This is a genomic window from Rhodococcus sp. WB9, assembly GCF_007558985.1.
GTDB lineage: Bacteria > Actinomycetota > Actinomycetes > Mycobacteriales > Mycobacteriaceae > Rhodococcus_F > Rhodococcus_F opacus.
Genome location: NZ_CP041769.1, coordinates 4,086,198 through 4,106,455 on the forward strand (window position 1 = coordinate 4,086,198; position 20,258 = coordinate 4,106,455).

At 66.3% G+C, this 20,258-nt stretch carries 18 protein-coding genes; 10 read left to right on the forward strand and 8 right to left on the reverse strand.

Going from position 1 to position 20,258, the window contains the following annotated elements; translation table 11 throughout:
- Nucleotides 1-260: 260 nt before the first annotated feature.
- From FND50_RS18915 to FND50_RS18920, 3 genes are read left to right on the forward strand one after another with little or no spacing between them, the layout of a single operon-like run.
- The gene (locus tag FND50_RS18915; protein ID WP_144286697.1) at nucleotides 261-719 is read left to right on the forward strand and encodes an Hsp20/alpha crystallin family protein; all 459 of its coding nucleotides are present in this window, start codon (nucleotides 261-263) and stop codon (nucleotides 717-719) included.
- A 39-nt stretch (nucleotides 720-758) separates the two neighbouring features.
- Nucleotides 759-917, forward strand: a complete 159-nt coding sequence (locus FND50_RS36175; protein ID WP_186301082.1) for a hypothetical protein — start codon at nucleotides 759-761, stop codon at nucleotides 915-917.
- A gap of 56 nt (nucleotides 918-973) precedes the next feature.
- On the forward strand, nucleotides 974-1,408 hold the full coding sequence (locus tag FND50_RS18920) for a CBS domain-containing protein (RefSeq protein ID WP_144286698.1): 435 nt from the start codon (nucleotides 974-976) through the stop codon (nucleotides 1,406-1,408).
- Between the two features lie 53 nt (nucleotides 1,409-1,461).
- On the opposite strand, the gene FND50_RS18925 is transcribed toward FND50_RS18920, so the two are convergent.
- Both FND50_RS18925 and FND50_RS18930 read right to left on the reverse strand, forming a co-directional pair.
- Nucleotides 1,462-2,211, reverse strand: a complete 750-nt coding sequence (locus FND50_RS18925; RefSeq protein WP_144286699.1) for a hypothetical protein — start codon at nucleotides 2,209-2,211, stop codon at nucleotides 1,462-1,464.
- Between the two features lie 87 nt (nucleotides 2,212-2,298).
- Nucleotides 2,299-3,663, reverse strand: coding sequence for a wax ester/triacylglycerol synthase family O-acyltransferase (locus FND50_RS18930; protein ID WP_144286700.1), 1,365 nt, complete (start codon nucleotides 3,661-3,663; stop codon nucleotides 2,299-2,301).
- A 356-nt stretch (nucleotides 3,664-4,019) separates the two neighbouring features.
- Here FND50_RS18930 and FND50_RS18935 point away from each other — a divergent pair, with 356 nt between their 5' ends.
- The 5 genes from FND50_RS18935 (at nucleotide 4,020) to FND50_RS18960 (ending at nucleotide 9,448) form a co-directional block, all read left to right on the forward strand.
- Nucleotides 4,020-5,015 carry an Acg family FMN-binding oxidoreductase gene (locus tag FND50_RS18935; protein WP_144286701.1) on the forward strand — a complete coding sequence of 332 codons (996 nt, stop codon included), beginning with the start codon at nucleotides 4,020-4,022 and terminating at the stop codon, nucleotides 5,013-5,015.
- Between the two features lie 483 nt (nucleotides 5,016-5,498).
- Complete coding sequence (locus tag FND50_RS18945; protein ID WP_144286702.1) at nucleotides 5,499-6,047, forward strand: PAS domain S-box protein; 549 nt, start codon at nucleotides 5,499-5,501, stop codon at nucleotides 6,045-6,047.
- Nucleotides 6,048-6,347: 300 nt separating this feature from the next.
- Entirely contained in the window at nucleotides 6,348-7,919 is a 1,572-nt protein-coding gene (locus tag FND50_RS18950; protein ID WP_144286703.1) for an MBL fold metallo-hydrolase, read from the forward strand.
- Between the two features lie 82 nt (nucleotides 7,920-8,001).
- Nucleotides 8,002-8,901, forward strand: coding sequence for a universal stress protein (locus tag FND50_RS18955; protein WP_144286704.1), 900 nt, complete (start codon nucleotides 8,002-8,004; stop codon nucleotides 8,899-8,901).
- A 205-nt stretch (nucleotides 8,902-9,106) separates the two neighbouring features.
- Nucleotides 9,107-9,448, forward strand: coding sequence for a hypothetical protein (locus tag FND50_RS18960; RefSeq protein ID WP_260850493.1), 342 nt, complete (start codon nucleotides 9,107-9,109; stop codon nucleotides 9,446-9,448).
- A gap of 44 nt (nucleotides 9,449-9,492) precedes the next feature.
- Here the strand turns inward: FND50_RS18960 and FND50_RS18965 are convergent, their stop codons facing one another.
- From FND50_RS18965 to FND50_RS18990, 6 genes are all read right to left on the reverse strand, one after another.
- Nucleotides 9,493-9,636, reverse strand: a complete 144-nt coding sequence (locus FND50_RS18965) for a hypothetical protein (RefSeq protein ID WP_260850494.1) — start codon at nucleotides 9,634-9,636, stop codon at nucleotides 9,493-9,495.
- A complete protein-coding gene (locus FND50_RS18970; protein WP_186301083.1) occupies nucleotides 9,603-10,994 on the reverse strand; it encodes an alpha/beta family hydrolase in 1,392 nt (463 codons plus the stop codon). The genes FND50_RS18965 and FND50_RS18970 overlap by 34 nt, the downstream gene beginning before the upstream one ends.
- 127 nt (nucleotides 10,995-11,121) lie before the next feature.
- The gene (locus FND50_RS18975) at nucleotides 11,122-12,666 is read right to left on the reverse strand and encodes an FAD-dependent monooxygenase (RefSeq protein ID WP_144286707.1); all 1,545 of its coding nucleotides are present in this window, start codon (nucleotides 12,664-12,666) and stop codon (nucleotides 11,122-11,124) included.
- Complete coding sequence (locus FND50_RS18980; protein ID WP_144286708.1) at nucleotides 12,663-13,112, reverse strand: hypothetical protein; 450 nt, start codon at nucleotides 13,110-13,112, stop codon at nucleotides 12,663-12,665. The genes FND50_RS18975 and FND50_RS18980 overlap by 4 nt, the downstream gene beginning before the upstream one ends.
- Before the next feature lie 316 nt (nucleotides 13,113-13,428).
- Nucleotides 13,429-15,384 carry an ATP-dependent zinc metalloprotease FtsH gene (gene ftsH / locus FND50_RS18985; RefSeq protein ID WP_260850496.1) on the reverse strand — a complete coding sequence of 652 codons (1,956 nt, stop codon included), beginning with the start codon at nucleotides 15,382-15,384 and terminating at the stop codon, nucleotides 13,429-13,431.
- A 463-nt stretch (nucleotides 15,385-15,847) separates the two neighbouring features.
- Nucleotides 15,848-17,896, reverse strand: a complete 2,049-nt coding sequence (locus FND50_RS18990; RefSeq protein ID WP_144286709.1) for an erythromycin esterase family protein — start codon at nucleotides 17,894-17,896, stop codon at nucleotides 15,848-15,850.
- Nucleotides 17,897-18,307: 411 nt separating this feature from the next.
- Here FND50_RS18990 and FND50_RS19000 point away from each other — a divergent pair, with 411 nt between their 5' ends.
- Nucleotides 18,308-19,207, forward strand: a complete 900-nt coding sequence (locus FND50_RS19000; RefSeq protein WP_144286710.1) for a universal stress protein — start codon at nucleotides 18,308-18,310, stop codon at nucleotides 19,205-19,207.
- Nucleotides 19,208-19,245: 38 nt separating this feature from the next.
- Complete coding sequence (locus FND50_RS19005) at nucleotides 19,246-20,253, forward strand: TrkA family potassium uptake protein (protein WP_144286711.1); 1,008 nt, start codon at nucleotides 19,246-19,248, stop codon at nucleotides 20,251-20,253.
- Nucleotides 20,254-20,258: the final 5 nt, after the last annotated feature.

The following is a 20,258-nucleotide window of genomic DNA, read 5'->3' on the forward strand; positions in this document are numbered from 1 at the left end:
CACCACCCGCTCCGCAGATCGGCGAGGTCAGTCCGGCGGATCGTCGACATGAGTGTCGACAGTCGCGGCCACAACTTCGCCGAAGTACGTGCTCGACGAGGCACGGCAGGCGATGTCGCTCTGAGCCCGAAAGTGCGAGACAAGGGTCTGGCCGCCGACGGCAGTCCGCGGATTGAGGACCGTCGGCCCTACTGGCTTCACCCGATGACGAGTGGACTCGAAGACGCCAGCAACCACTTCCGAATCCTCTGGAGTCAACCATGAGCATTCTGTCCCCCCGTCGCCCACACCAGGCCCTGCTCCCGTCCCTGCCGGACTGGTCCGACCTCATGGCCAGATTCGAGGCGATGCCCCCCTGGACCTCCCTCGAAGGCCACATGATCCGCGTCGAGGAACACCTCGACAAGGGCCGCTACACCCTGCGCGCCGAACTCCCCGGAGTCGACCCCGCGAAAGACGTCGACATCAGCGTCCGCGACGGACAAATGACGATCAAAGCCGAACGCACCGAACAACACAAGGAAGGCGCCCGATCCGAATTCCACTACGGCAGCTTCTACCGATCCATGCCCCTGCCCACCGGCGCCAAGGAAGACGAGATCGACGCCACCTACACCGACGGCATCCTGACTGTCACGATGCCGGTCACCGAATCCCCGACACCGGAAAAACACGTCGAAATCACGAAAACCACCCCCACCGGCGAAAAGACGACCTGACCGCCGGTTCGAACCCACCCGTGGCCCATCGAGGACAGCATGCCCAAGACGATCATCCCCGTCATCGGAGCCCTGTGGCTTGTCCTCGCCGCGATCGGCGCCTGGAGCACCATCGCCTTCGCGATCGCCGCGCCCGCCGCCGTCCTCCTGGGCACGTACTTGCCGGCCAGTGCCGTCACCGGCTCCGACGGCCACTGAAGCCTCAGCGCGGACCATCGAAACAATTGTTTGCAACCATTTTGGAGATCACCACCATGTCCACAGCACGTGACATCATGCACACCGGTGCGACCTGCATCGGCGAACACGACACCCTCACCACCGCCGCGCAACGCATGCGCGAGCTCGACGTCGGGGCGCTGCCGATCTGCGGAGACGACGACCGCCTCCACGGCATCATCACCGACCGGGACATCGTCCTCAAATGCGTCGCCGCCGGCACAGATCCCAACACGATGACCGCCGGTGATCTCGCACAGGGCAGCACCTACCACGTCGATTCCAGCGCGAGCGTCGAACAGGTCGTCACCGTCATGGAAGAACATCAGGTCCGCCGCCTGCCCGTCCTCGACGACCACCGGCTCGTCGGCATGATCAGTGAAGCCGACATCGCCCGCCACCTCCCCGAACACGTTGTCGGCGCGTTCGTCGAAGCCATCTGCGCACCGAAAGCCCTCCCCAGCCACTGAAACCCACCACGATGAGGAGGCCCCACAACAGCCCACGCCGTGGCAATCGGTCTCTACCTGCCCTCCGGTCGGATTTCGTTGCCGCCGGGGGTGTCGGCGGCCCCGACCATCTGATCGACTCGCTCGTGGAAGATCCGCCAGCGTCGCTCGTTCTCGTGCGTGAGCACGGCGCTGTGAGCCGAGAGATCCGCGGCATAATCGAGCATTTCCGAGGCCGAGAACAGATACCGCGGAACGACACGGTGCGCAGTGAGGTCCGCACGCAGGGCGGCCGGGGTGAAGTCGACCCGCCCGAGGATCGCGACCGCGCGGTCGAGGTTGCGGGCGATGAGTTCGGCCATCGACGCGCACTGCCAGTCGTTGCTCACGATACGGTGCCGTTCGGCCAGCAGATCCGCAAGTTCCGGGTAGCTCAGCAATGCCTCCAACATGTCCCATGCCGCCGACATCGCCGACGCCAGCCACTGCCCGATCGCCCGGTTCGCCTCCCCTGACGCGCTGAGATCACGTTTCAGATTCGTGATCTCCGCGGGCTCGCCACCGCCCTCCATGAACAGGATCCCGAGCGTCTCGGTGGCGCGATCATCGTTGAGGTCGGAAGCTCCCGCGAACGGGCTGAGGGACGTCTCACCGGACGGTGCGACCACCGACCACCGTTCGGCCAATGCCTTCAATGCCCGTGAGGTGCGTTGCAACCGGATCACGTCGTGAAATGGTGATTCGGAATAGAACTTCTCGTGTTCCCGGTGAAACCGTGCGAGGTTGCGCACCGTGAGCAGCAGCTGGTCTCGCTCCGTCTGCATCGTTCGAGCGTGGCACAGCGCGACGAGATATCGCCGGCGAATCGGCGAACTCTCGCATCGTCCGGGGCAATACTCCTCGCGAGTGGATCAATCCCGGTGCCGTGACGCCTCGAGTGACCGCAGCGTCTGTTCCATTCCGGAGGCGACCACGTCGACCTCGGGGCATACGGCACCGTCACCGACAACCGTGATCGTGAACTGCCCCGCATAGGAGAACGCGCCGGCGCCCACCGCGATGTTTCCCATCAGGGCCACTACCGGGACGATCTCGCGCACGGCGGCCCCGAAGAGGTAGAGGGGGACGGGCGGGCCGGGCACGTCGGCGACGTACGTGTTCATCATTCGTTGCCGAGACAGCAGAGTCAGGGCAATCCACCGGACGGTCCGGCCGCCGACCACGGCCCCCCGGCGCGGACGGACACCCCGCTTACGGGTGGCGGTGTCGGCGGCTATCGACACCAGTCGGCGGACGGGATCGTCGATCCAGAGCGGGAGCGGCACGATCATCTGCCCAAGCAGATTCCCGCGCGCCGGCCCCGGCCGCTCCCGGTGCAGCGACACGGGCACGACCGCACGCAACTCGAGGTTGTCGACCGGTTCCCCTCGACTGCGTAACAGGTCACGCAGGCCACCGGCGAAGACGGCAAGCAGCACATCGTTGACCTTCACACCGTACCGATCGGAGATCCCCCGCATCGTTGCGAGTTCGGTTCGTACGACAGCGAACTCACGAGCAGCACCGATCGGCCGATTCAGGCTGCATCGCGGCGCCCGTCCCCCGGAGACCATCTCCCGCACCGATGCCCACGCACGCCGGGTACGACACACGATCGTCGCCGGCCGTGTACACGCCGCCAGCATACGAGCCGCCGCGGCCCGGCGACGCCGGAGGTTGTCGACGATCAGCTCGTTCGCCGCCGGCACCGGGGCCGGCATCCACGGCTCGACCCGAGGAGCCGGACCGTCGGGCGCAGAGTCGAACAGTGCACCGAGCATCGCCACCCCGGCCGGGCCGTCGGCGATCACGTGGTGGACCCGGACGTAGACCGCGGTCCGGCCGCCCGCCAGGCCGGGTACGAACCACATCTTCCACAGCGGCCGGGAGCGGTCGAGCGGACGCCGACGCAACTCCTCGACCACCTCGAGTAGCCGCGCCTCGTCAGCGTGATGCACCGGCGGGACGGCACACACGTGGTCTCGAACATCGAAGGCTGCCGCATCCACCCACAGTGGCCGTCCCAGACCCCACCGAGGCACGTAGACCACCTGCCGCAGACGCGGCGCCCGAGGCAACCGCGCCTCGATCGATGTCCGGACGTCCCCGAGTAGAATCCGCCCGTCCGTGTCGACGAGGTCACAGGCGTCGAGCAGGGCCACGAGACCGATGTCCTGCGACCACCCGGCCACGTCCGGCCACAGAGTCATCACGTCCTGTGCGGTCAACCGCTCCATGAGCCTCACCCCATCAGTGCAGGAACGTCGATCCCGGACCGACCACGACTACCACGGCCTCGCGAGGTGTCGTCCTTCCACCAGTGTCGATCCGGGAGTGCGCGGGAAAATAGGGTCACAGGTCAACGCCACGGGCGAACCCGGGTTCGACACGATGCCAGCCGAACGATTCGAAAACCGTCTCCCGCGGCAGCCCCGTCGACGTCCCGGCATTGGCCCGTGCCGGACCTGTCGATGGAACACAGTCGTCACTCGATGACCATCGGCCCTAATCGTGAACTCCCAACCGGCGAACACTGAAGACGGAATGCCCCGGGCCGTCAGAGCAACTCGGGCAGGCGGTCGAGGAGACGACAATGCAGCCTACTGTCCCCGATGACGATCTCATTCGGATCGCCGTCGGCCTTGCCTGCCGAGCGCCGTCGGTACACAACACTCAACCGTGGCGGTGGCGCTATGACGGTGGTGTGCTCGATTTGTCTGCCGATTCCCACCGCCGACTCGCCTCGGCGGACCCGTCGGAGCGGCAACTGGTGGTCAGCTGTGGAGCGGCCCTGCATCATCTGGGCACCGCATTGACCGCGCTGGGCTGGTTGGCCGACATACGCCGCGTACCCGACCAAGCGAGCCCGTCCAGTGTCGCCCAGATCCGGTTCCACCATTACACCCGAAGCCCGCAGTCGCACGATCTCGATCTGCTTTCCGCGATTCGCCGCCGCTATTCGGATCGGGGCCCGTTCGATCCGGTCGATCCGAATACACTGTCACCGGCCTCGCTGAAGGACATGGTTCGCGGGCACGGCGTTGACCTGACGGTATTGCCGCACAGCGCCCGACCAGTGCTTGCGGCCGCCACCGAACTCACCGCCGCCTCCCGGCGGCTCGACCCCACCTACCAAACCGAACTCTACTGGTGGGCAGGACATTCCCTCCCCGAGGACGGAATCCCGACAGAGGCACTCGCCACCGCGGACAATCAGGCCCGCGTCGACATCGGGCGCCGATTCCCCATCGGCTCCGACAGCGGTTCCATCCTCCATCCCGACCAAGCGACGGTGCTCGTCCTCAGCACCGACGGCGACGACCGTGGAGCGTGGGTGCGCACCGGCGAAGCGCTATCGGCCGTACTGCTCGAAGCCACGGCCACCGGACACGCAACATGCCCGCTGACCCACATGACCGAGTTGCCGCAAAGTCGAAAAATGATTGGCAGCCTGCTGCCGGACTCGGGTGTACCGCAAGTCCTGATTCGAATCGGTTCGACCGGCACGCAGGTTCCTCCACGACAGACACCCCGCCGCCCGATCGAGTCGGTTCTCACCATCGTCCCGCGACCCGGTCACCGTTGCTGACCGGCTTGGCGCAGAGATCGCAGGGGGACCGTTCTGGGACGCAGTTCGGGGCAGGAGGGCGACTCCCACACCGCGCCCGGGCCGTACCCCCGAACCCGGGCAGTGCCGGGGCGTGGACCCGCATCCAGAGGCGGGCCGAATCAGTGACTTATTGCCCTGTGCAGCGGGGACCCCTGCACGTAATCCTTGCAGAGGGTGGTGGAGCACCGTATCCCCGATAACCGTCGGTGGCCGGCGGCCCCACCCGTCCACGCGCCGATCTGAAAGATGCCGTCCTGGGCGATGAGCAGTAGCCGATTACCGAACTTCCGGCGCCGCCCGAGGGCCGACGCGACCATCGGACGACCATCGGGCACCGGATCACCGTGTGTGGCGGCCAGCGCCGCCGTCCTCGTGTCGGGCTGTGTCGCGCTCGCCGCGGTGCTGATCCGACCCACCCGCGGTGGTGCCTCGCGCACCGCCCCGACCCGGAGGCCCGAACATATGAGCAACCATCCGATACACCGGCTCGATCAACTCCTGCCACCCCTGCGATCGATCAGTAGCGCGGAGATCAAGACCCGCATCGACGCGATGCTCGCCGCCTCCGGCACCCCACGACGGTCGGAGCCGAGAGACGACAGACGACGCCGGAATCCGGCGACCGCGGAGGACTACCTCGAGCAACTTCCCGCCCTCGTGTTGCTGCGACGGCTACCGGTGCCCGCTCTCGCGGTGGACAGGCATGGTGTGATCTCGCATGCGAATTGGGCGCTGGAGCGGATGCTGGGTTACGGCGAGGGCGGGCTCGGTGATGGTTCGGTCGCGGATTTCGTCGATCCGCAGTCGTCGCCGAACGATGCCGAGGCGGTGGCCATCCTGCACGACTTCGCCGGGAAGGTGATCGAACTCGCGCATCAGGACGGATTCGTCGTTCGTGCACTGGTGAGCAGGTCGGTACTGCTCAGGCACGACGATCCGATCACGCTCGTGTGCTTCGAAGACGTCACCGAACGATTGTGGGACGGCGGTCGGGCTCGCGCATTCGAGTGAACGCCGGTGCACCTGGGACACCTCGCGCGAGCTCGACGGCTGCTGGTACGCCACACCGCCGCCACTACGAGCAACTCACCCGCGGCCTGGAGGTGACGGGAGACCCTACCGGCCCGCCTGCCCTCCGATGTTCACTCGAATCGTGAGAGCCGTGCGATACAGGCAAGGGCACCGGACCCGGATGCTCGGAGCGAGTGCATCAGAGTCTGGATTTCGTCGCTGCCTCGGACAGGGCAGCGTCGTGTCGTTCGACACCCGTGCGCCTCGGCCGGAAGCCAGATCGAATACGAGGAGCCTCGCATGGCGAATCACGTGAACCTCACTTTTCACGGTGCTGCGAAGACAGTGACCGGCTCATGCATGGAGATCGAGTCGGAGGGCAGGCGCATCCTGGTGGACTGCGGCCTGTTTCAGGGATCGCGCACCCTCGAGACCTTGAACTACGGTGCCTTCACCTTCGCGCCGGACACGATTGATGCAGTCGTTCTCACCCACGCGCATATCGATCATTGCGGCCTGCTACCCAAGTTGGTGGCGCAAGGCTTCGAAGGGCCGATCTTCTGCACCGACCAAACCTCCGACCTGCTGCAATACATGCTCGCCGACGCCGGGCGTATCCAGGAGTTCGAGGCGCAACACCGAAACCGACGACGCGATCGTGCCGGAGAGGCGACAATTACCCCGCTCTACACCGAACACGATGGGCTCACGGCGTGGCGACAGACCCGTCCCGTGCCGTTGGAGGAATGGTTCGAGCCCGCTACAGGTTTTCGATCGCGGCTGTGGAATGCCGGTCATATTCTGGGCGCAACATCGGTGGAGGTCGACGCCGGGGGCGTGCGCCTGCTCTGTTCCGGTGATCTCGGTCCTCAGTACAAGGCGTTTCACGCCGATCCGGAGGGTCCATCGGGGTTGGACTACGTCATCTGTGAATCGACGTACGGCAGCCGAACCCGTGTGCGACTGAGCATCGACCAGCGGCGTGACCTGCTGGAAGAGGAGATCAACAAGGCCATTTCGCGTGGTGGAAATCTCGTGATCCCTGCCTTCGCGTTGGAACGAACGCAGGAACTGCTGCTCGACATTGCGTATCTCGCCGACGCGAACCGCATCCCCAACGTTCCGGTCTTCGTCGACTCACCGCTGGCCAACCGGGCGACCAGCGTATTCGCCAGGCATGCAGGCGAGCTCGAGGATCTCGGGGGCAAGGACATCTTCCACCATCCCTCGATCCACTATGTCGATGATGCTTCCGTCTCGATGCGGATCAACAGCATGTCGGGGGTCATCATCATTGCGGCTTCGGGGATGTGCGAGGCGGGACGCATCCGCCATCACCTCGCACACAATCTGCATCGCCGGGATTCGACGATCTTGTTCGTCGGATTCCAGGCCCAAGGCTCGCTGGGACGCGTCATCCTCGAAGGCGCACGGCAAGTGAAAATTTCGGGCACCGACGTCAATGTGCGAGCGCATATTCGGCGGCTCGACAGCTATTCCGCCCACGCAGATCAGGCCGAACTGCTGGACTGGATCAAGGAGCGGAAGCCTATCTCGGGCAGCCTGTTCCTGACCCACGGCGAACCGGGGGCAATCTCGGCGCTGACCGAACTGGCGTCGGAAGACGACCCTTCCCTCTCGATCGTCACCCCGAACATCGGGGAAAGCTACCAACTGCAGTGCGGCACCCCCGCGAAGCTGATCGGCACCGCCCGCACAGATGCTGCGCAACTGATCGGGCGCGACTGGCAGAACGACTACGCCGACTTCGCGGTGAGCCTCAAGCGTCAACTTGCCCAGATCCCGGATCCAGTGAATCGCCAGAAGGCCGTCGCGGACATGCGCAAAGTTCTGGAACGGTACGGAATGTGATGACCTTCTCCTCTACGGCGCCATCACGGCAGCGGCGACGATGGTGGGGACTCGATGATCCGCGCGAACCCGAGGAGACATCATGACCACCCGCCGCCCGATCGTCGCCGGAGTAGACGGATCGGAGTCGTCCCTCCAGGCCGTGTCGTGGGCGGCGCACGAAGCCGCATTGCGGAATGCTCCGCTGACCTTGGTGACCACCATGTTCGTCCCCGGCGCCTACGGTATGCCGGTCGGGGTGCCTGCCAGCTTTTTCGAGGAGGAGGAACTCGAATGCAAGTCGCGGCTCGTCCGGGCCGAGGAGGTGGCCGTCCGGGCCGTACCGGGGCACACCCTCGAGATCGACACGGCGTTCTGCATGGGCGCTCCCTCCGGTGAGCTGGTCGAGCGGTCGAAGTCTGCACTGATGGTGGTTGTCGGCGCGAACCGACACGGAATCATCGACCGTACCGTGCTGGGATCGGTCAGTGCGGCGGTCGTGACTCATGCGCACGCGCCCGTCGCTGTCGTGCGAGACCTGCCGCACACCGAGATCAACGACGTCGCAGGGCCCGTCGTGGTCGGTGTCGACGGTTCGGCGAACAGTGAGCCGGCGATCTCGGCGGCGTTCGAAGAGGCCGCATTGCGTCAGGTCGAACTTGTTGCGGTACACGCCTGGTCGGATGTCGAGCTGCACGCCCCGTTCCCCAGTGACGTCGACTGGACGCAGGTCGAAAGCCGCGAGGGGGCGATACTGTCGGAGAGCCTGGCCGGTCGCGCCGAGGACTTCCCCGACGTGCAGGTCCGGCCGGTCGTGGTCATGGACCAACCTGCTCGGAATCTGCGCGAGCAGGCCGAGCGGGCGCAACTCCTGGTGGTCGGGAGCCGTGGGCGAGGTGGATTCGCGAGCATGCTGCTGGGCTCGACCAGCAGAGCCCTGCTACACACGGTCACGTGTCCCCTACTCATCGTCCGTTCAGCGCTCCCGAGTTCCGCGACGTAGGCCTGTCGGTGTCGGCGCGGGCCGACGGCAGTGGTCGGACGACCTGGCAGGCGAAGCACGGGACCAGCGCGCCACCACCCGGGGCGAAACTGGAGGGATCACAAGGATTCTGGAAGAAAGTGGTGCCGATGACCGGAAGGCAGAGACGTACCGATACAGCTTGCTTCACTCCGCGATGGACGAATTGCTGGAGGGAACACGCGCCGTGACCCGCCTCTTGGGAACAATGGGAGGCGAGGCGGTCAGCGCAATACCTGAGCCCGTCGCGGTGCCGGTGACCCGAATGCTGGAGTCGCTTCAGCAGTTGGTCGAGCTGGCCCCACCGTTGGTCGCGGAGTTCGACGTCCTGGTCGAGGAATTACACGCCCAGCGGTTGACAGTGCAGGCATTGCAGGCAGAACTGTCGGCTTTCGACCATCAGATGGAACTGATCGAGCAGGCACTGGCGCCCCTGCAGAGCTGGACCCATCAATGGTCCCGTCTGCGTCAATCGCTGATCCGGACACCACACGCGGATGCACCGCAACCCGGCTTGCCGGAGAGCTGAGCACGGCCGATGTTCGGAGCCTGCGGCCGGACGAGCAAGTACGTTCAGAGACTGCCTTTTCGGATGCCTCGGGCCGCGGTTCCTTCGTGCGGAATGCCGGGGAGTTCGGCGCGCAGGGTGTAGCGGCCCTTGTCGAGGTGTTCCTCGACGCGGATCATGTGGCCTTCGAGGGAGGTCCAGGGGGGCATTCGGGTTCTATCGTTGCGTACTGCGGCGCAGGGGGTGACAGCGTGGACGGGAGGTATGTGGTGAACCATTCGCGGGCCAGTACTGCAGCCCGTTCGAGGGTGCCGGGTTCTTCGAACAGGTGGGTGGCACCGGGCACGATCTCGATCCGGCACGTGCCCGGGATCACGGCCTGCGCGCGGCGATTGAGGTCGAGGACGGCTTCATCGCGGGAGCCGACAATCAACAGCGTGGGGGTTCGGACCTCGGTCAGACGCTCACCGGCGAGGTCGGCTCGGCCACCGCGGGAGACGATCGCCTTGATATCGACGTGGGAGTCGGTGCCCGCGCGCAGTGCTGCTGCGGCGCCCGTGCTGGCCCCGAAGTAGCCGATCGGCAGACCGACGGTGTCCGATCGTGTCCCGAGCCACCGGGTGGCCGCGACGAGCCGCTCGGCGAGGAGGTCGATGTCGAATACCAGCGTGCGGTCGCCTTCTTCTGCGGCGGTGAGTAGGTCGAACAGGAGGGTGGCAAGTCCGGCCCGGTTCAGGATCTGGGCGACGTAGCGGTTGCGAGGGCTGTGGCGGCTGCTGCCGCTGCCGTGGGCGAACACGACTATCCCGATGGCGTTTTCCGGAACGACGAGGTGCCCGGCAAGCCGGACCCGGCCCACGTCGACCTCGATGTCGTCGCGAATCGGCGGATCGTCACCGGTGTCCGGTGACGTGGCGGCGGGTTCTCCGAAGCCGCTGCGTGCACACTGCAATAGTTCGGTCACGTCTTCGTCGGTGGTCTGGGAAAACTCGTAGTATCCCTGTCCGACAGCGGAGAATCCTTTCGGGGTCTGCATGCACACGACCTCGTCGGCGTCCTCGGCGAGGTCGTCGATCCGGCGCGGCGACCCTATCGGGACTGCGATGACGACCCGCGCGGCACCCTGTGCGCGCGCGACCTGGCACGCGGCCCGCGCGGTCGCACCGGTCGCCACGCCGTCGTCGACGATCAACGCAATCCGTCCCCCCAGCGGGATCCGGCCGAACTTCTCCCGCACTCGTTCAGCGCGGTGACGAAGTTCCGCCAACTGGGTGCGTTCGACGGCGGCGATATCGGTGACGGTCAGACCGACCCGACTGACGACTTCGGTGTTGATCACCCGTACGCCGCCTTCGCCGATCGCGCCGAAGGCCAGTTCGGGCTGGTACGGGACACCGAGCTTGCGGACCACGATCACGTCGAGAGGGGCGTGCAATGCCTTCGCGACCTCGAATGCGACCGGCACTCCCCCTCGGGGTAACCCCAGCACCACGACGTCTCGTCCTCGAAACTCGCGCAGGCGTCTGGCCAGGCGTCGTCCCGCATCAGCGCGATCGGCGAATCCCATCAGAACCTCCTCGGGCCGGAACATTCTCAGGCCTGTCCCGAACCTACTTCCGTCCGACCCAGGCATTCCAGGGCCATTGGTCGCCAATCGCGGTCCTCAGCCGGCGCCGACCGGAGATGCCGCAACGTCACGTCGAGCGTGCCGGAGACGCTCCGATCAGTTCCAGCCACTCGGCGGCCCCCTGAGTGTCGGAGCCGCTCCGAAACCCGACGTATCCGTCTGGTCTAACGATCACGATGCCGGTACCCGACCAGCTGCGAATTCGGTGGACCTGTAGCCGTCCGTCAGGCGCCGGCGGCATTCCCCACTGCGTGTCCCGATGTAGGAGCACCTGTACTGCCGGCGTCGCGATCAGGTCGTGCAGACGTTGCCGGCCGCCGTCGACGGTCACTTCCTCGTCCGGGATCCGCTCACCGGCCGAGGCGGCGACGCCGGAATCGCCGGACCCCTCGACCGACAGTGGACCGCGCCGATAGTGCCGGCGAAGCTGGGCGAGCACTCGCACCGCGTGCGCGACCAGCCGACGCCGCCGCAGCAGCACCGGGACCAGCGGTGCCCCTGCGGAGGAGAAGGCGCCGCGTAGAAGCGACGGCACCCGACCGCGGCCGGCCTCGGCCCAGAACAGCATGTGGGTCAGCAGCAGCACCTGGTGGGCGGCGGGCCGACGGTCCTCCGCATACGACCGCAACAGGGTGGCGTCGCCACCGGGCCGGAGGTGTGCCGCGAACGCGAGTTTCCACCCCAGGTCGGCAGAGTCCTGGATACCTGTGTTCATGCCCTGGCCGCCCGCCGGGGAGAAGGCATGAGCGGCGTCGCCTGCGAGAAAGACCGGCCCGCATCGATACCGGGACGCGACGCGGTGCTGGACCGGTACCCGCTCCGACCAGGCGATCCGGGTGATGCGGGCATGCACGTCAGCCCTGTCGAGGATCTTCTGCAGGTGGTGTCGGTCGGTCGGGGCCTCCGCGCAGTTCGGGGGTTGGGCGGTGAGCACCCGCCAGCGAGCGGTTTCGCCCAGCGGCAGCAGGAACAGCAGCCCCTCACGGTGGACCGCGACGTGTGCGACGCCGGTCTGGACCTCACCGTCGAGTTCGACGTCGGCGAGGAGAATCTCGTGCGGGTACACCGACCCGTCCCAGGAGATGCCGGCCGTCGCGCGCACCGTGCTGGTGCTCCCGTCACAGCCGACGAGGAACCGGGCCGCGACTTGTCGGCGGATGCCGTGATGCGTCACATCGCAGACGACTCCGTCGACTGCCCGGAAGGACTCGTACTGCGTCTCCCACTCCACCTCGACGCCACGGCCGCGGAGTGCTCGTCGCAGAACGGCTTCCACGTCGGCTTGCCGCACGAGCAGGAAATTCGGGAATGCGGTGTCCGGCAGCCGCATTTCACCCATGTCGACGGGCACACAGCGCCGACGCAGGTGGAGGTGCACCTGCGGGTTGGAGTCTCCGAGCGCGAGGAGTTCCTCGGTCACACCGTGCGGCCGCAGCACTTCGAGGGTCCGGGACTGGACGAGGAAAGCCCGCGAGAATCGGGGTGCGTCGGGTCTGCGGTCGAGGATGCGCACGTGTGCGCCGTGATCATGAGCGATCAGCGCCGCGGCGAGTCCGGTCGGGCCTGCGCCGACGACGAGCACGTCGAGAGGCTGCCCGTCCGGCGCGGTCATCTCGGTTTCGTCTCCGTCCGGACGAGCCGCCACCACGCCGTGTCAGGCTGTGCGGTGTCCTCTCCTGACTCGGCGCGTTCGAGAACGTCGTCGCGAAGACGACCGGGCAAGATGCAGTATCGGATCGAGGACCGATGGCTCACCAGCGCGAGAGGCCACCACAACACCCGGACGTACTCCTCGGCGGAGCGTGCGCCGTCCCACTGGTAGAAACCGCGGTACCGGTCCTCTTCGTCCGCGGTGAGCCACAGCTTCGACACGAATCCGGGGAACCCCGCGAACAATGCTGTGTTGAGCAGGCTTTCGGCTCTGAACAGCGGGTGACCCCAGCCGTGGACACCGCGCAGTCGGAAGGAGACGACGAGGACCGCCGGATGGGGTGGAGACTCACCGCACATGACGGTCTCGCGGTAGACGACTCCGGTGGTGCCGTCAGCGAAGGTCATTCTCCGGCCCCTGTGCCGTTTCGGTTGGTGAAGACGGCGGCGGCCGAGGAGGTTCGCAGTACGCGCGGCACACCGGAACAATCTCGGCGCCGCAACCCGCAACGGCACCGGTCGTGGTTCGGAGTCACGGATGGAGTGCTCTGCACCAGGATTGGAGACTGTCGTCGTCTCGTCCTCACGCGCGCCGGCCTCGCCGCCTCGCCCCTGATCCTGGTTCACCGCGGGGTTCCGTTCGACTTCGTATGCCATACGTCTACCATCGACGCTGCCTGCGGGGCGGCGCGAGGGCCGAAGGTCCCCGGCGGCCACCTCTCCGTCAGAAGACTCCGAGATGTCGTTCGTCCGGGCTGCGCCCGGCGCGGGCGTCGCCAGGGTAGGACTCCTCACGGAGGGTATCCAGGACGACGGAGCCGTCCACAGTTTCCCTTTCCTCCAGCAGCGCGGTGAGGCGATCCAGGGCGGTGCGATGGCGGACGAGAAGATCGGTCGCCCGGGCTTCCGCCGCCCTGAGCAGCGCCGCCACCTCTTTGTCCACGACGCGCTGGGTCTGCTCGGAGTAGGGCCTGGTCAGCGCGGTGGCCGGGGGGTCGGCATGCAGGTACTCGGAGCTCTCCGACGCATATCCGACCGGGCCCAAGGCTTTCGACAGGCCGAACTCACGCACCATCCGTGTAGCCACGGCGGTCGCGCCGATCAGGTCGTTCGCGGCGCCGGTGGAGCCCTCACCGAACACGACGAGTTCCGCGGCCCGCCCCGCCACCCGCACGGCGAGCAGATCAGCGAGGTAGCTCTCGCTGTAGAGATGCCGTTCGACCTCGGGGAGCTGTTCGGTGGCGCCCAGCGCCATTCCGGCGGGCAGGATCGTCACCTTCGCCACCGGATCCGCATGCGGGCACAGCGCGGCGAGAAGTGCATGACCGGATTCGTGGACTGCCACCGAATGGCGTTCCTCCGGTAGCAGCGCGTTCGTGGTGTCGCGCCGCCCGAGCAGGACCCGGTCGCGTGCGGTGGCCAGATCCTGCGCGGAGATGACGGTCCGGTCTCCACGTACGGCGTTGATCGCGGCCTCGTTCACGACGTTCGCCAGGTCGGCGCCGGAGAATCCGGGGGTGCCCCGGGCGACGATGGTGAGATCGACGTCCGGACCGAGATGCTTGCCACGGACGTGAACTGCGAGGATTGCTGCCCGTTCCGTCTGATTGGGGAGTGGAATCGTCACCCGGCGGTCGAACCGGCCGGGCCGCAGGAGCGCCGGATCCAGCGATTCCGGCCGGTTGGTGGCGGCGAGAACCACGATTCCCACGCTCTGGTCGAAACCGTCCATTTCTGCAAGTAATTGGTTGAGGGTCTGTTCGCGTTCCTCGTTCCCGCCGAAACCGGCCCTGCCGCGCCGGCTGCCGATGGCGTCGATTTCATCGATGAAGACGATTGAGGGCGGACTCTTGCGGGCCTGCGCGAATAAGTCGCGGACGCGGGAGGCGCCGACACCGACGAACATCTCGACGAATTCGGACCCGGTGACCGAGAGGAACCGGACGCTCGCCTCCCCGGCGACCGCGCGCGCCATCAACGTCTTACCCGTTCCGGGCGGTCCGATCATGAGGACTCCCCTGGGCCCCTGAGCTCCGGCCGCGGCATACTTCGCGGGATCGCGGAGGAAGTCGACGACCTCGCTGACTTCCTGCTTGACCCCTTCGTAGCCGGCGACATCGGCGAAACGGGTGGTTGGGCGTTTCGCCTCGATCACTCGCGCCTTGGAGCGGCCGAATGCGCCGGCACCACCGACTCCTCCGCTGAACGCGTGCTGCGCCCGCCGGGTGACCCAGAAGAACAGTGCGCCGAGAAGCACGAGCGGAAGCAGGCTACCCAGCAGGGCCCCCCACCCGTTGCCGGTCGCCTTCTTTGCGGTGATCTGGATGTTCTTGGCCTGCAGGCGCTGGTCGAGACCGGTCACATTCAGGGCCGTCGGGAGTTGGGTCACGAAGGATGTGTCGTCGGTGAGCGTTCCGTCGACACCGCCGTCGCCGTCGATGGTCACCGTCTTGACCGATCCGGAGTCGACCCTGCCCAGGAAATCGCTGTATGACAGTGTCTGGCCGCCCGAGCCTGCCAGCGAGGCCACCAGGACCACCGCAAGCAGCATCCCGAAGAAGGCGAGCATCGGCCACCACGAACCCGCCGACGGGGCCGGCGGCGGGCCGGGGTCGGGTGGTGGGCCCGATCGTGCCGAACGGGACAGATTCCGGGGCGAGAATCGCAGTCGAGTGATCACGTCCGCTCCCGTTGCTCGTCCGAGCGTGGTCGCCCACGACCCAGAGCTGATCGGGTGCACGCCGCGACCCCTTGTTCGTTTTCTCGGTGCCCTCTCAGCGTCGCCGGACCGCGGCCCGGAAGACAGGGCCGAATGTCATTTCGCGGCCGAGGAAGTCTCCGGTCGGATCGCGTGGCGGGTGCCACAAGTCGATGCCTAGTGGCCCCTCGGTAAAGGACCAAGTCCTCTCGGCCGGCCCGCGTACACCGGGTTCGATGGAACATAGACACGGGAAGACACCCCACGACCCACCCCGACCAGGAGATACGTGAGGCGCCCGGCTCGGCTGAGGGAGATGGGATCGATGCTGCTGTTGCACCTTCTCGGCGGCTTGACCGACGAGGAAGTCGACCTCGTTGTCGCAGAGGAACTCGAACGCCTCGGATTCCCTGCCTGACAGACCATGGACGACTGGGACCGGTTGCTAGAACGCCGAGGGATAGGTCTCCGGTGTTTCGCCTTCAACCCAGAGACTTGTGCGTTCGAGGGGCTCGACCGCCCTGGTCGTGTCGATATGGATTACCGCATCGAACTGATCCGAGATCCGGGTGTGGAAGTAGTGACTCTGCCGCTCGGTCTCGGGTCGGTAGATCACCCCTATCGCCCGCTGCAGTCTCGCCGCCCGCAGTGTCCTCGCGGCAGCGTTCCCCTCGTCTGTGCGCACGAGGAAGGACGGCTCTCCGAGTTCGTGGAAGAGTTCCTCGACGCTACCGGGCAACGCCGGGCGCACTTCCTTGCGTTCGGCCGGTCCACCCCACTGACTCGCCGCGGTGACCGAACCCTCGAACGTGGTGAACCCGATCAGCCGACAGGCGGCGGGATACGCTTCCCGCACCAGTTGCCCCACGGTCACTTCGCCGTGGGTTCCGGCCTCGGTTGCGCGCGCATCGCCGGCGTGCGAGTTGTGTGCCCACACCACTATCCGAGATGCTTTACCCGAGTGTCGGTCGAGGTGCGAGACGAGGGCTGCCAGTGTCTGAACCATATGACGATCCCGTAGGTTCCACGAGGACACGCGGCCACTGAACATCGTTCGGTAGTAGCCCTCGGCATCGCACACACTCACCGCGTTGCGTTCGGCGTAGAACTGCTCGTCCTCTGCGGCCATTCCGTCGCGCCGAACATACTCCAGGGAATGGCGTTGCAGCTCGACGAGTTGTTCGACAACCTGCTGCTCGCACGACTCCCCTGCGCCGAACGCCGCTGCGTAGCCATATGATTGGCCATCGTCGCCACTGAGGTGATCGAAGCAGGAGTAGCGGTCACGCGCACGCCGAGCGGCCGCGGGGTCCACCCGATCGAGGTATTCCACGACCTCACGCATCGATCTGTGCAGACTGTACAGATCGAGACCGTAGAACCCCGTGAGGGTTCGTCCTTGCGCCCTCGAGCGGTCGTTGTGTTCCTTCAACCATCCGACGAAGTCCAGTACCGGGGCATTCCGCCACATCCAGGACGGGAACCGCTCGAACCCACGGAGAGCTTCTTCGGCGGTCGTGTCGTGACCACCTCCGCGCACGTAGCGGTTGACGCGGTAGGCGTCCGGCCAGTCGGCCTCCGCAGCAATCGCCGAGAATCCCTTGTCCTCGACGAGCCGTTTGGTGATTTCCGCGCGCGCCGCATAGAACTCGTGAGTGCCGTGCGAGCTTTCGCCGATCACCACGATCCGGGCGTCACCCACCATATCGAGAAGCACGTTGAGCGAGGGGACACCGTCCGGGGCATCGAGCGCCGCGATACGTACAGCTGTTGCTGCCGAACCGAATTCGAGCGCCTTCGCATCACGAGCTGTCCCAGCGGAAGTGGGCGTGCGCAGGAGCGTCAGGACCTCGCTGTCGGTGACCTGTGCGAAGTTCCAGAACGACTCGCCGACTGCGTGGAAGGGAAACGGCATCGTTGCGCACACCACGTCGTCGACCATGGCGCCGAGGTCACGGCAGGTGGACTCCGGTGCGGCGGGCACCGCCACCACGATCTGGGCAGGTTCCTGTCGGCGCAGTGAGTCGACGGCAGCGAACATACTCGCGCCGGTGGCGAGGCCGTCGTCGACGAGGATGACGATCTTGTCGGCGACGTCGGGAGGAGGTCGGTTCTCTCGGTAGACGGCTTCCCGTCGCAGCAGTTCCCGGCCCTCGCGATCGAGCTCCCGGCGGATCTGTTCCGGCGAGATTCGCAGGTCTCGTATCAAGTCGTCGTTGACCACCACGGTTCCGCCGCTGGCCAGTGCGCCCATCGCGAACTCCGCGTGGCCCGGCACACCGAGTTTACGCACGACGAAGGCGTCGAGAGGGGCACCCAACGAGGCTGCCACCTCCCACGCCACGGGGATGCCTCCCCGCGCCAGACCGAGCACGGTGACCTTGGGGTTGCCGCGAAAGCCCTCGAGGAGTCCTGCCAGGACCCGTCCGGCCTCCCGTCGGTCTTGAAAGACTTGCTCCGGCCGCTCCGCCGGCGTCGCTGTGGTCGCGCTCATGTCACCCTGCTTCCCAGTGTCCGGACGCGTGTGTATCCCGTGCCCCAGTTCGATCCTTGCGGTGTCGATCCGGGAGGGAACAGGGCCGAAGTGCCTCTCTCCGCGAACGACCACCACCCTTGACGAAATGCCCCAACTAGTGACCGTCGGCCCTACTGCCATGCCGCCCAGCCGCCTTCGATGTAGACGTACCCGTTCGTCGACGTGGGAGCCGTCATGTCTATCGTGATCATTCTCGCCGTAGTCGTTTCACCCGGGCTTCTCCTTGCCCTCTTCATGCGTGTCGTGACTCAGTACGAGCGAGGTGTTCATTTCCGACTCGGCTGCGGATCGTGAGGATGCCGATCCAGTCTCAGATTGCCCAGACCACGCTTTCGCCCCGACCCGGAGAAACGGAAAATGGAAAATGGAATGAGTGACGCCGCCCATCATCCTCGTCACATCGTTGTCGGGATCGACGGTTCGCGCGGTGCGCTGAACGCCGCCGCGTGGGCGACGGAAGTTGCTGCCCTTCATCGTGTTCCGTTGCGGCTGCTCTTCGTGCACGATCCCTCCGAAGGTGGGCGACGGGGCGAGGCACACCACGGGGAGCACGAGCGGCAGCGAGCCCAGGACGCGCACATGCACCTCACCGAGGCCGCGGAAGTCGCCCGCCACGTCGCCGCCTCCGGACCCACGCGGCCCGGGACCACCGAAATCAGAATGGAGATGCGGGCGGGAACGTCCTTCACAGCACTCCTCGAGGCCGCGGACGCGGCCGAACTGCTGGTGCTCGGCGCCAGGAGCGACTCGTCCTCCGCACCCGCGTCGCTCGTGACGACCGCGGCGCTGATCTCACGCTCCACCTGTCCAGTTGCGGTGGTCAAGCCTGGGTTTCGCCGCACCGGTGGATCGATTGTGACAGGAGTACGGTCGGACGGCGAACCGGACGTCCTGCACTATGCATTTCGGCACGCACAACTGAGCGGGACCGTGCTGCGCGCTGTGCACTCCGTCGCGACCGGACCGAATTCGTCGATACCGGACCCCACCGCAGGTTCGGACGAGGCGCGAGATCGTCTCGACGCATGGTTGGCGCCGGAGAGGGGCCGCTTCCCCGAGGTCGTCGTGGACCCGATCACCACGGAGGCGCCGGCGGATGAAGTGTTGGTCCGCTACTCGTCGTCGGCCGAGTTGCTGATCGTCGGACGTGGTGTCCCCGCTGCACCGCGCGGAATACTCGGCCGCACGGCCACGGGCGTCCTCATGCACGCGGCGTGCCCGGTCATCTTTGCCGGTCCGCACCGCCGCCCTCGGTACGCAGGGAAGTGACCGTGGCACCCCACGAAAGGCAGGCCGGGAGGACCGTGATGAGTCCCCTCCTGAGGATCGGCCGCGCACTGGGGGCCTTCGGTGTCGTCGTCGTTGCAGGCACGCTCGGGTATGTCGTCCTGGGCTTCGGCATTCTGGATGCGCTGTACCAAACCGTGACGACGATCAGCACGGTCGGGTTTCGTGAGGTCCACCCACTCGGTGCGGTGGGCCAGATCTTCACGATCCTGCTCATACTTGCGGGTGCCGGTACGGCTCTGTACACCTTCGGGGTAATCCTCGAAGCACTCATCGAGGGACATCTACGTCAGCACATGGAGCGTCGGCGAATGGACAGACACATCAGCCGGATGACCGGGCACGCGATCATCTGTGGTTTCGGCCGGGTCGGACGGGCCGGAGCGCAGTATCTGGCCACGCTCGGGATGCCGGTCGTCGTCGTCGATCGAGATCCGGAGCGCCTCGCCGACCTCGACGTCCCGACAGTAGTCGGGGATGTCACTGACGACGAGGTTCTCGAAGCGGCGGGAATCGGCCGTGCCCACGCTCTGATCACGGCGCTCGACACCGACGCGGACAATGTCTACGTCACCCTCTCGAGCCGCGCGTTGCGGCCGGACCTGATCATCATCGCCCGAGCCCGCAACGACGGTTCGACATCCAAGCTGATTCGGGCGGGAGCAAACCGAGTCGTCAACCCTCAGCTCATCGGGGGGCGCCGGATGGGTGCCTTCGCGCTCCAGCCACACGTCGCCGAGTTCCTGGACGTCGTGATGCACGACGAGACACTGGACTACCGGATCGAGGAGGTCGAGGTCTCGGCTGGTTCGCCGCTGGCCGGGCGGACGCTGGCGGAAGCGGACCTCGCGGCGGCCACCGGCTCGCTGTTGATGGCGTTGCGGTCACCGACGGGGCAGTTCGTTGCCAATCCCCCGCTGGAGCGACGTCTGGACCCGGGCACCATTGTCATTGCACTCGGAACGGCGCCGCAGCTCGATGCGCTCCGCCGCGAGGTCAGGCAGAGCGAGGGAGTCGGCTCACCCTGAACGGT

Coding starts and splice junctions, on each gene's coding strand:
- FND50_RS18915 (WP_144286697.1), top strand. CDS start 261: ATGAGCATTCTGTCCCCCCGTCGCCCACACCAGGCCCTGCTCCCGTCC.
- FND50_RS36175 (WP_186301082.1), top strand. CDS start 759: ATGCCCAAGACGATCATCCCCGTCATCGGAGCCCTGTGGCTTGTCCTC.
- FND50_RS18920 (WP_144286698.1), top strand. CDS start 974: ATGTCCACAGCACGTGACATCATGCACACCGGTGCGACCTGCATCGGC.
- FND50_RS18925 (WP_144286699.1), bottom strand. CDS start 2,211: ATGCAGACGGAGCGAGACCAGCTGCTGCTCACGGTGCGCAACCTCGCA.
- FND50_RS18930 (WP_144286700.1), bottom strand. CDS start 3,663: ATGGAGCGGTTGACCGCACAGGACGTGATGACTCTGTGGCCGGACGTG.
- FND50_RS18935 (WP_144286701.1), top strand. CDS start 4,020: ATGCAGCCTACTGTCCCCGATGACGATCTCATTCGGATCGCCGTCGGC.
- FND50_RS18945 (WP_144286702.1), top strand. CDS start 5,499: ATGAGCAACCATCCGATACACCGGCTCGATCAACTCCTGCCACCCCTG.
- FND50_RS18950 (WP_144286703.1), top strand. CDS start 6,348: ATGGCGAATCACGTGAACCTCACTTTTCACGGTGCTGCGAAGACAGTG.
- FND50_RS18955 (WP_144286704.1), top strand. CDS start 8,002: ATGACCACCCGCCGCCCGATCGTCGCCGGAGTAGACGGATCGGAGTCG.
- FND50_RS18965 (WP_260850494.1), bottom strand. CDS start 9,636: ATGCCCCCCTGGACCTCCCTCGAAGGCCACATGATCCGCGTCGAGGAA.
- FND50_RS18970 (WP_186301083.1), bottom strand. CDS start 10,994: ATGGGATTCGCCGATCGCGCTGATGCGGGACGACGCCTGGCCAGACGC.
- FND50_RS18975 (WP_144286707.1), bottom strand. CDS start 12,666: ATGACCGCGCCGGACGGGCAGCCTCTCGACGTGCTCGTCGTCGGCGCA.
- FND50_RS18980 (WP_144286708.1), bottom strand. CDS start 13,112: ATGACCTTCGCTGACGGCACCACCGGAGTCGTCTACCGCGAGACCGTC.
- FND50_RS18990 (WP_144286709.1), bottom strand. CDS start 17,896: ATGAGCGCGACCACAGCGACGCCGGCGGAGCGGCCGGAGCAAGTCTTT.
- FND50_RS19000 (WP_144286710.1), top strand. CDS start 18,308: ATGAGTGACGCCGCCCATCATCCTCGTCACATCGTTGTCGGGATCGAC.
- FND50_RS19005 (WP_144286711.1), top strand. CDS start 19,246: ATGAGTCCCCTCCTGAGGATCGGCCGCGCACTGGGGGCCTTCGGTGTC.